The 10,756-nt window shown below is 33.7% G+C and carries 5 protein-coding genes and 1 pseudogene; all 6 read left to right on the top strand.

Annotated features, from left to right (window positions below):
• Nucleotides 1-951 (top strand): putative glycoside hydrolase (locus PHC28_RS10315; RefSeq protein WP_300099650.1); only part of this gene is annotated, 951 nt, incomplete at its 5' end.
• Between the two features lie 28 nt (nucleotides 952-979).
• Nucleotides 980-3,198 (top strand): annotated as a pseudogene (locus tag PHC28_RS10310) (GH92 family glycosyl hydrolase).
• Nucleotides 3,199-3,211: 13 nt separating this feature from the next.
• A complete protein-coding gene (locus PHC28_RS10305; RefSeq protein ID WP_300099647.1) occupies nucleotides 3,212-4,228 on the top strand; it encodes an isoaspartyl peptidase/L-asparaginase family protein in 1,017 nt (338 codons plus the stop codon).
• 12 nt (nucleotides 4,229-4,240) lie between these two features.
• Nucleotides 4,241-7,378 (top strand): glycoside hydrolase family 2 TIM barrel-domain containing protein, encoded by a 3,138-nt coding sequence (locus PHC28_RS10300; RefSeq protein WP_300099645.1) that lies wholly within the window; start codon nucleotides 4,241-4,243, stop codon nucleotides 7,376-7,378.
• A 6-nt stretch (nucleotides 7,379-7,384) separates the two neighbouring features.
• On the top strand, nucleotides 7,385-9,703 hold the full coding sequence (locus tag PHC28_RS10295) for a family 20 glycosylhydrolase (protein ID WP_300099642.1): 2,319 nt from the start codon (nucleotides 7,385-7,387) through the stop codon (nucleotides 9,701-9,703).
• A 3-nt stretch (nucleotides 9,704-9,706) separates the two neighbouring features.
• Nucleotides 9,707-10,756, top strand: a 1,050-nt coding sequence (locus tag PHC28_RS10290; RefSeq protein ID WP_300099639.1) for a GH92 family glycosyl hydrolase, incomplete at its 3' end; no start/stop codon positions are given.

Genomic DNA, 10,756 nt, shown 5'->3' with positions numbered 1-10,756 from the left:
TATAGCAAAGAGTTCAAAAAATACAAAGACGGCGGAATCGATGAAGTATTAATCAACACCAATGCTGATCCAGAATTATTAAAAAAATTAGTTCCAGTAGCCACTAAAGAAGGCTTGAAAGTGCATGCTTGGATTATGACTATGAACCGTCCTGGCGATTCAATCGCATTGAAACACCCAGATTGGTATATGGTGAGCAAAGAGGGAAAATCCTGCTTTGATAATCGTCCGTATGTAGATTATTATCAATGGTTATGCCCTACAAGAAAAGAATCTAGAAATCACGTATTGGGTTTGGTAGAAGAATTAGCTAAAGTAGATGGTATCGAAAGTGTACACTTAGATTACATTCGCTTCCCAGACATTTTCTTGCCAATAGGTTTACTTCCAAAATATAATTTGGTTCAAGACGAAGAATTACCTCAATATGACTTCTGTTATTGTGATGAATGTATTAAAGCATTTGAGAAATTGCATCACAAAAACCCAAAAGAAAGCCACAATACGGCAATTGATATGGAATGGAAAAATTTCAGATTGAATGCTATCAAATCAGTGGTTGACGATGCGTATAAAATTGTACACAAATACCATAAAAATTTAACGGCTGCTGTATTTCCTTATCCAGAAATGGCAGATCACATGGTGCGTCAACGCTGGGATAAATGGGATATTGATGAGGTGTATCCAATGATTTATCACGGTTTTTACAATGAAGAAGTGGACTGGGTAGCTTATGCTACTAAACAAGGAGTTTCGGATTTAAAAGGAAAACAAACAAAGGTTAATACTGGTGTTTATTTACCCGCTTTTAAATCTCCAGAAGAATTAAAAGAAGCCATTTTATATGCTAAAGAAAATGGTGCTAAAGGAATTACTTTCTTTGATGGTCCTGCTTTAACTCAAGAGCAATTACAAACTATTGCAGCAACTAAAGCAAGCTTAAAATAAAATAATAATGAAGCATAGTCTAATATATATGGTATTTATTGCTCTTTTATACAATTGCAGTCCTTATAAATCAGACTATGATAAATTAACTAATTATGTAAATCCGTTTATAGGAACAGATGGACCAGGTAATACTTATCCTGGTGCAACTGTTCCCTTTGGAATGGTACAATTAAGTCCAGATATTGGTATTCCTGGTTGGGATAGAATTGCAGGTTATTTTTATAAAGATTCTATTATTACTGGTTTTTCTCATACGCACTTAACAGGGACAGGTGCCGGTGATTTGTATGATATTTTAGTAATGCCTACCAATAGCAGATTTTCTAATCGAATTAAGGACAATAATTTTATGCCTTTTTCAAGTTTTTCGCATAAAAGAGAGAAAGCTTCTCCAGGTTATTATGCTGTAGATTTATTGGATTTTGGTATAAAAGCAGAGCTTACAACAACTGCCAGAACGGGTATTCATAAATATACATTTCCAAAAGATGATGCTTCGCAAATACACATTGATTTGGGTTATGCCTTAAACTGGGACGCTCCCACAAAAACATATATTAAAGTGGTTGATAATTCCACTATAGAAGGCTACCGAAAATCTACAGGTTGGGCAAAAGACCAAAGGGTTTATTTTGTAATAAAATTTTCAAAACCTTTTGATTCCTACCAAATTTTTAAAAATGATTCATTGACAACAAGTCCAGTTGAAGCAGTAAAAACCAAAATAGTTGTAAACTATAAAACAACTGATGATGATGTAATAATTCTAAAAACAGGACTTTCAACAGCAACTATTCAAGGAGCCTATAAATCTTTAGAACAAGAAGCTCCCGATTTTAATTTTGAAAATTATAAAGAAAAAGCAAATGCGCTTTGGGATAAAGAATTGCAAAAAATTCAAGTAACAACAACAGATGCTACTAAGAAAAAGATTTTTTACAGTATGTTGTATCAATCTATGCTGGCTCCCACATTGTTGAGTGATTGCAACGGAGATTATAAAGGAGCAAATGGTAAGATAGAAAATGCCCAAGGTTTTGATCGATACGATACCTTTTCGTTATGGGATACTTACAGAGCAGCACATCCATTGTACACCATTTTGCATCCAAATCGAGTGTCTAGTATGGTTAATTCTTTATTGGCACATTACAAAGAAACAGAATTGTTGCCCGTTTGGTCTTTGCAAGGAAATGAAACCAATATGATGATAGGAAATCATGCCATTCCAGTTATTGTTGATGCTTATTTTAAAGGCATTAAAAAATTTGATGTAGAATTGGCCTATAAAGCTTGCAAAGAAAGCGCTATGGTTGATTCAAGACAATTAGATAGTTACAAAACTTTAGGCTATGTTCCTGTTGATGAAAGCAGCGAAAATTGGTCAGTTTCTAAAACTTTAGAATATGCCTATGATGATTGGTGTTTGTCTCAGTTTGCAAAAGCATTGCATAAATCAAGTGATTACGAATATTTTGCTAATCGTTCAGAAAGCTGGAGAAATGTTTACGATGCCAAGACTAAATTTATGCGTCCAAAATTGAAAAACGGACAGTTTATAAATAATTTTATACCAAAAGAATACTCCCCTTATTTCTGCGAAAGCAATGCTTGGCAATACTTTTGGTCTGTTCCTCAAAACATTGAAGGTTTAATAAACGCAGTAGGAGGAAAGGATGCTTTTGAGAAAAAGTTAGACTCTATGTTTACCCTAAAACCGTTACCCGAAGATAAATTGCCTATATTTAGTACAGGAATGATTGGGCAATATGCTCATGGGAATGAGCCAAGTCATCATGTGGCTTATTTATACAATTACATTAACAAGCCTTGGAAACCCCAAAAATTAGTAAGAGAAATTTTAGAGACACAATATAAAAACGAACCTAACGGGCATTGTGGTAATGAAGATTGCGGACAAATGTCTTCATGGTATGTGTTGAGTTCACTTGGTTTTTATCCTGTAAATCCAGCACAAGGAGTTTATAGTTTTGGTTCTCCAATGTTTGATACTGCTAGCATTAATTTAGAAAATAATAAAACATTTGTTATCCAAACAAAGAATAATAGTAAAGAAAATATATATATACAATCAATTGAATTGAATTGAATGGAAAAAAAATAGATAGAAACTATATTACGCACAACGAAATTACAAATGGAGGAACTTTAATTTTTAGGATGGGTAATTCGCCTAAAAATGCTAAAAACAATATGGCGTTATCTTCAAAAATTTATAAATAAAAAAATCAATTTTATGTCAAACAGAAGAGACTTTATAAAAAAAACTGCATTAGGTACACTTGCAATGACTTCATTTTTAGGGTTTAAAGCTACTGCCAGAAATACTGAAAACGAAAAAGAAATTGATTTAAAAAAACAAAAAAAACCAGTGATTATTTCGACTTGGAATCACGGTTTACCTGCCAATGCTGAAACTTGGAAACAATTAAAACAAGGAAAACCTGCCTTGGATGCGATTGAAGCGGGGATGAAAATCCCCGAAGCCGACCCTAATATTAGAAGTGTGGGTTATGGCGGTTATCCAGATCGTGAAGGCAAGGTAACACTCGATGCTTGCATTATGGATCACAATAGCAATTGTGGTTCGGTTTGTTTTTTAGAAGGAATTATGCATCCTATTTCGGTTGCCAAAAGAGTTCTGGAAAATACGCCACATGTTATGTTATCTGGGCAAGGAGCATTGCAATTTGCTTTATCAGAAGGGTTTAAAGTAGAAAATTTGTTAACGCCAGAAGCTGAAAAAGATTGGAAAAAATGGTTGGAAGAATCCAAATACAAACCCGTTATCAATATCGAAAATCACGATACGATTAGTATGTTGATGCTAGATGAAGAGGGAAATCTTGCTGGAGGTTGTACAACAAGTGGAGCTGCTTGGAAAATGCACGGACGCGTTGGTGACTCCCCAATCATCGGCGCGGGGCTTTTTCTAGATAACGAAGTTGGTGCAGCAGCTGCAACAGGATTGGGCGAAGCAGTGATTCGTACAGCTGGAAGTGCAATGGTGGTAGAATTAATGCGTCAAGGAAAATCGCCTTTCGACGCTTGTAAAGAAATCACCGAGCGTATTTACAACAAGCATAAAAATCACAAAGATTTGGAATACCTGCAAGTTGGTTTTATTGCCTTGAATAAAAATGGCGAATACTCAGGTTATAGTTTGCGTTCGGGTTTCAATTATGCTGTTTCAGATGACGAAAAAGGACATAGGATGGAAGATGCTCAATTCAAAATGGCTTGGGATAAATAAACAATTAATTAGATGAAAAAAATACTTTTCATATTCATATTTATACTTTCGACATTTACTTCTGTTGCTCAGGAGTCAACTCCTTATTGGCAAAATGAAAAAATCAATGAGGAAAACAGAGAGCCTATGCACACTTCTTATTGTGTTTTTGAGAACGAAGCATTGGCAACAAAAAACGATTGGAAAGCATCAAAAAATTATTTGGATTTGAATGGAACATGGAAATTTATCTATGTTACAAGTCCAAATGATTTGCCAAAAGAGTTCAAAAAAAGCAACTTTGACGATTCTAGTTGGGATAATTTTAAAATCCCCGCCAGTTGGGATGTAAACGGTTATGGTTATCCTGTTTATACCAATACAACCTATGATTTTGCTAAATATATTGCCACAAATCCGCCTTTTGTCCCAACAAAATACAATCCGACAGGAGTGTATAGAAGAGAAATTACTATCGATAAAAATTGGGAAGGAAAAGATATTTTTCTGCATATCGGTACGGCCAAATCGAATCTTACAGTTTGGGTAAATGGTGTGTATGTAGGTTATGGCGAAGATGGTAAATTACCTTCAGAATTTAATTTGAATAAATTTTTAAAAACGGGTAAAAACAGCATCGTTTTAAAAGTAATGAAATGGAGTGATGGCTCGTATTTAGAGTGTCAGGACTTCTGGAGAATGAGTGGCATTACTAGAGAAAGTTATTTGTACGCTAGAAATAAAGTGCATTTAAAAGATTGTGAAATTATTCCTGATTTAGACGCTTCTTATATAAACGGAACTTTAAAAATCTCAACTGAATTTTCGGATTTAGATAAAAATGATAATTATTTTTTAGAAGTACAATTGAAAGAGGACGAAACCATTGTTGCTTCAAAAATGATTAGCGCAACTTCAACGAAACAAACTTTTGAATTTGCAGTAAATAATCCTAAAAAATGGAATGCCGAAATTCCAAATTTATACCAAGTTCTTTTTATTTTAAAAGACAAAAAAGGCAATGTTATAGAAGTTATTAATCAAAACGTTGGTTTTAGAAAAATAGAAATCAAAAACGGACAACTTTTAGTAAACGGCAAAGCGATATACATAAAAGGAGTAAACCGTCATGAAACAGATCCAGTTACAGGGCAAACCATTTCGAGAGAACGTATGGAGCAAGATATTAAACTGATGAAAGAGTTTAACATCAATGCGGTAAGAATGTCTCATTATCCAAATGATGAATATTTTTATGAATTGTGCGATAAATATGGAATTTATGTTGTGGATGAAGCCAATGTAGAATCGCATGGTATGGGATATGATATAACCAAAACATTGGGCAACAAACCCGATTGGGAATTGTCACATATTCAGCGAATGCAGCGAATGATTGAAAGAGATAAAAATCATCCATCCATCATTATTTGGAGTATGGGTAATGAAGCAGGTAATGGATATAATTTTTACAGAGGTTATTTATGGATAAAAAATCGTGATAAATCAAGACCAATTCAGTACGAAAGAGCTACTGCTGGTGCTTGGGATGGAAAAGACTTGAAATTTGAATGGGATTCCGATATTATTAATCCAATGTACAGTTCGCCCAATAAAATGGAAGAATATATTCTGGCAAATCCAAATCCTTCGAGACCCTATATTTTATGTGAATATGCCCACGCTATGGGAAATTCGATGGGAAATTTTAAAGACTATTGGGATGTGTTCCGAGCGCATAAAAATTTCCAAGGTGGTTTTATTTGGGATATGATTGACCAATCGGTGTACAAAACGAGAGACGATGGAACTAAGGTTTTTGCTTATGGAGGTGATTTTGGTCCCAAAGACGTTCCGAGCGATAATAATTTCCTTAATAATGGTGTTTTCAATCCAGAGCGACAACCGCATCCGCACGCTTTTGAAATGCGAAAAGTATATCAAAACATTCTCACTTCTTGGGAAAATAAAGACGCAGCAACGATAAAAGTCTTTAACGAATTTTTCTTCAAAGATTTATCGAATGTGCGTTTGCAATGGCAATTGGTTTTGGATGGTGTTGTAGATAGTACGGGAACTATTGAAACATTGGATGTCAATCCACAAGAATCTAAAAATTATCTTTTGCCAATTCATTTAGAAGGGAAAAAGTTTCAAGAAGCATTTATTAATCTAAGTTATCAGTTGAAAGAAGAAGAACCTTTTTTGCCCAAAGATTTCGAAATTGCTACTGAACAATTACTCTACAAAGGCAAATGGAAAAATGATATAAAAATAATAGGAGTTGCTAAAATTTTGGTTGATAAAACTACAAATAGCATCACTTTCAAAAGCGATAAAACCAAGATTACTTTCGATAAAAAAACAGGATTTATTTCTGGATATACTTTCGAAAATCAAGCTATTTTGAAAGAAGGTTATCAATTGCGACCTGATTTTTGGCGAGCTCCCAATGATAATGACTTTGGCGCAGGATTACAGCATCAATTGTTACCTTGGAAAATAGCAATGCAAAATCCGACCTTGTTGAGTTGGAATTTTACTATGACAAAAGAGAATGTAGTTTTGGTAAAAGCTATATATGATCTGCCTCAAGTTTCGGCTGAATTGACTTTAGAGTATGAAATCAATAGCAATGGAGAATTGAGTGTTCAACAAAAATTGAATATTGATAAAATGAAAGACGTGCCTATGTTGCCACGATTTGGAATGGAAATGGTCTTACCAAAAGATTTCAATAGTTTGCAATATTATGGAAAAGGACCATACGAAAATTATATTGACAGAAATTATAGTGCTGCAGTTGGAGTTTACAATCAAACGGTATCGGAACAATATTATCCATATATCCGTCCGCAAGAAACGGGCAATAAAATGGCTGTTCGATGGATGAATTTGTCGAATGATAAATTGCAATTGAGCGTTCAATCGGATGAATTATTGAGTTTTACAGCCTTGCATTTGTTGACCGAAGATTTAGACGATGGTTTAGAAAAACACCAACGAAATGCAGCCGACATTAAAGAAAGAGATTTAACGAGTTTGAAAATTGATTTCAAACAAATGGGCGTGGGCGGAATTGATAGTTGGTCAGCTTGGCCTATGGAAAAATACCAACTTTTAGATAAAAACTATCAGTATCAATTTACAATTAAACCAAGTTTAAAATAACAAATAATGAAGAAGTTTAAAACAATAATTAGCCTTATTTTACTAACAATTTCAAGTTTTGTTAGTCAAGAAATTATAGCACAAAAAAAGATAAATATTATTCCAAAACCTGCTAATATAGTAGTTAAAGAAGGAAAATTTCAGTTTTCTAAAAATACCCAATTTGTAGTAAAAGGAGATTCACAAAAAGAAATTGCTACAGCTTTATTAAACAAATTTCAATTAGCTGCGGGTTGGAAACCTCTAATTACTACGAAGATTCCAAAGAGTAATTACATTGTATTTAAAGTGGATAAAACTTTTCATAGGGAAGCATACAAACTTGATGTTTCAACTAAAGGAGTTGTAATTACCGCTAAAGAAAATGCTGGTTTTATTTATGGACTAGAAAGTATTCGACAATTATTGCCAACCGCTATCGAAAGCAAAGTTGTTGTTTCTAATGTGAAATGGGAAATTTCGAATGTGAGTATAACAGATGAACCTCGTTTTCAATGGAGAGGTTTGATGCTGGATTTATCGCGTCATTTTTTTGATAAATCCTATATAGAAGAAACGATAGACCGTTTGGCGATGCTAAAAATGAATGTGTTGCATTTGCATTTAGTGGATGATCAAGGTTGGCGAATTGAAATCAAAAAATATCCAAGATTGACCGAAGTAGGAGCTTGGAGAGTCAATCAAGAAAATGTGATTTGGAATGCCAGATTGACGGTTAATCCAGATGAAAAAGGAACTTTTGGAGGTTTTTTAACCCAAGAAGAATTAAAAGAAATTGTAAAATATGCCCAATTACGAAACATCGAAATTATTCCTGAAATCGAAATGCCAGCTCACGTAAGCTGTGCTATTGCTGCTTATCCAGAATTGGCTTGTTTCAATCAAAGAATTGGAGTGCCATCAGGAGGGGTTTGGCCTATTACGGATATTTATTGTGCTGGAAAAGAATCGACATTTGAGTTTTTACAAAATGTTTTAGATGAAGTAATTCCTATTTTTCCATCCAAATACATTCACATTGGAGGAGATGAAGCAACCAAAACGAATTGGGAAAAATGTCCACTTTGCCAAAAGAGAATGCAAGACGAAGGTTTAAAAAATGTACATGAGTTGCAAAGCTATTTTGTCAAAAGAATGGAGAAATACATCAATTCTAAAGGCAAAAAGTTAATAGGTTGGGACGAAATATTAGAAGGAGGACTTGCCCCAGAAGCTACTGTAATGAGTTGGAGAGGCACTCAAGGAGGAATCGAAGCGGCAGAACAAGGACATGACGTAGTAATGACTCCTGGAACACATTGTTATTTTGATCATTATCAAGGACCACAAAATGAGGAGCCTTTAGCTTTTGGCGGATATACACCTTTAAGCAAAGTGTACGAATTTGATCCTGTTGTGCCTACTATGACTCCTGAAGAAGCTAAACATATTTTGGGCGGTCAAGCTAATTTATGGTCAGAATACATTCCTACTACGCAACAATCAGAATATATGATTTTTCCAAGAATTGCTGCTTTGGCAGAAACCCTATGGAGTTCAAAAGAAGCACGCAATTGGAATGATTTTACAAATAGATTACCTTCTTTATTGAAACGTTATGATTATTTAGGAATAAATTATGCCAAAAGTGCTTACTTAATAACTGCTACTTCAACTGCTGATTTAGATAAAAAAATAGTAAAACTAGCTTTGAAAAATGAATTTCCAAATGCTGATATTCGTTATGTATTGGGAGATAAGAGTATAGATGCTAATGCTATAAAATACACAGATTCGATAGCAATTAGTGAAACAACACTTCTTAAAGCTTCATTATTTGAAAATGATAAAGCTGTTGGTAAATTTTTTACGGATACGATTAAATTCCACAAAGCAGTAGGAAGCAAATTAAACTTTAAAACGCCGTATGATGATAATTATAAAGCAGATGGACCATTTAGTTTAGTTAATATTTTAAGAGGAACAAAAAACTTTCATGATGGACAATGGCAAGCTTGGCTAGTTAAAGATATGGAAGTGGTTATTGATTTAGAAAAAGAAAAAACAATTAAGCAAATAGTTCTCGGTTCTATAGAAAATCAAGGTTCAGGAATTTATTTTCCAACTCAAGTAAGTGCTTTTGTTTCAAATGATGGAGTGACATATAAAGAAGTTGGACAAGTAACCCATCCATTTGCAATAAATTCAAATTCGGAATTGAAAGATTTTAAAATTAATTTTAATGCTTTGACTGCCAGATATGTAAAAGTAGTAGCGACGAACCTAAAGAAGAGTCCAAAAGGCGAAGATTCTTGGTTGTTTATAGATGAAATTTTAGTGAATTAAAAGATGAAGTATTTAAAAGTTTTAGTTTGTCTATTGTGTTTTTCTTGTTCAAATAAAAATATTGAGCTTGTAAAAACAGCTGAAAAACCAGAAAGTCTAGTAGATTACGTAAACCCATTAATGGGAACCGATTCTGATTATACTTTGTCTAATGGAAATACTTATCCTGTAATTGCAACGCCGTGGGCAATGAATTTTTGGACACCAATGACTTCTAAAATGGGTGATGGATGGACTTATAAGTATCATGATAAAAAAACTAGAGGAATCAAACAAACACACCAACCAAGTCCTTGGATTAATGATTATGCTGCCTTTTCATTGATGGCAGTAACGGGGGATTTGAAATTTCAAGAAGACGAGCGCGAATCTTGGTTCTCTCATAAAGCAGAAATTGTAAAACCGTATTATTATAGTGTTTATTTAGCAGATTATGATGTTACTGCCGAAGTTACACCAACAGAAAGAGCCGCTTATTTTAAGTTTACTTTCCCAGAATCTGATAAATCTTATGTCATTTTGGACGCCTTTTTTAAAGGCTCAATGGTGAAAATTCTGCCAAAGCAACGCAAAATTATTGGCTATTGTCGAAATAATAGTGGTGGAGTTCCAGATAATTTTCATAATTATTTTGTAGTGGAGTTCGATAAAGATTTCGAAATAAATCACACTTGGACTGATGGTTGGAAATTAATAGAAAATTCTACAGATAGTGAAGGTAATCATGTAGGGGCAATTATAGGTTTTAAAACAAAAAAAGGAGAAGTAGTACATATAAAAATGGCCTCTTCGTTTATAAGTCTAGAGCAAGCGCAATTAAATTTAAATAAAGAAATTGGTACCGATTCCTTTGAACAAACCAAAGAAAAAGCAAAACAAACATGGGAAAAAGAATTAAGCAGAATTCAAATTGAAGATGATAATATAGATCATATCAGAACATTTTATTCCTGTTTGTATAGAGTTTTATTGTTTCCAAGAAAGTTTTATGAATTTGACAAGAATAATAATATAGAACATTATAGCCCATATAATGGTAAAGTGGAATCAGGA

It is taken from the genome of Flavobacterium sp., from assembly GCF_028712645.1.
Classification (GTDB): domain Bacteria; phylum Bacteroidota; class Bacteroidia; order Flavobacteriales; family Flavobacteriaceae; genus Flavobacterium.
This window is presented reverse-complemented; position numbering and strand designations above follow the sequence as displayed.

Bases quoted from the DNA above. Each gene is read 5' to 3' on its own strand.
- PHC28_RS10295 (WP_300099642.1), top strand. From the start codon at position 7,385: ATGAAGAAGTTTAAAACAATAATTAGCCTTATTTTACTAACAATTTCA.
- PHC28_RS10305 (WP_300099647.1), top strand. From the start codon at position 3,212: ATGTCAAACAGAAGAGACTTTATAAAAAAAACTGCATTAGGTACACTT.
- PHC28_RS10300 (WP_300099645.1), top strand. From the start codon at position 4,241: ATGAAAAAAATACTTTTCATATTCATATTTATACTTTCGACATTTACT.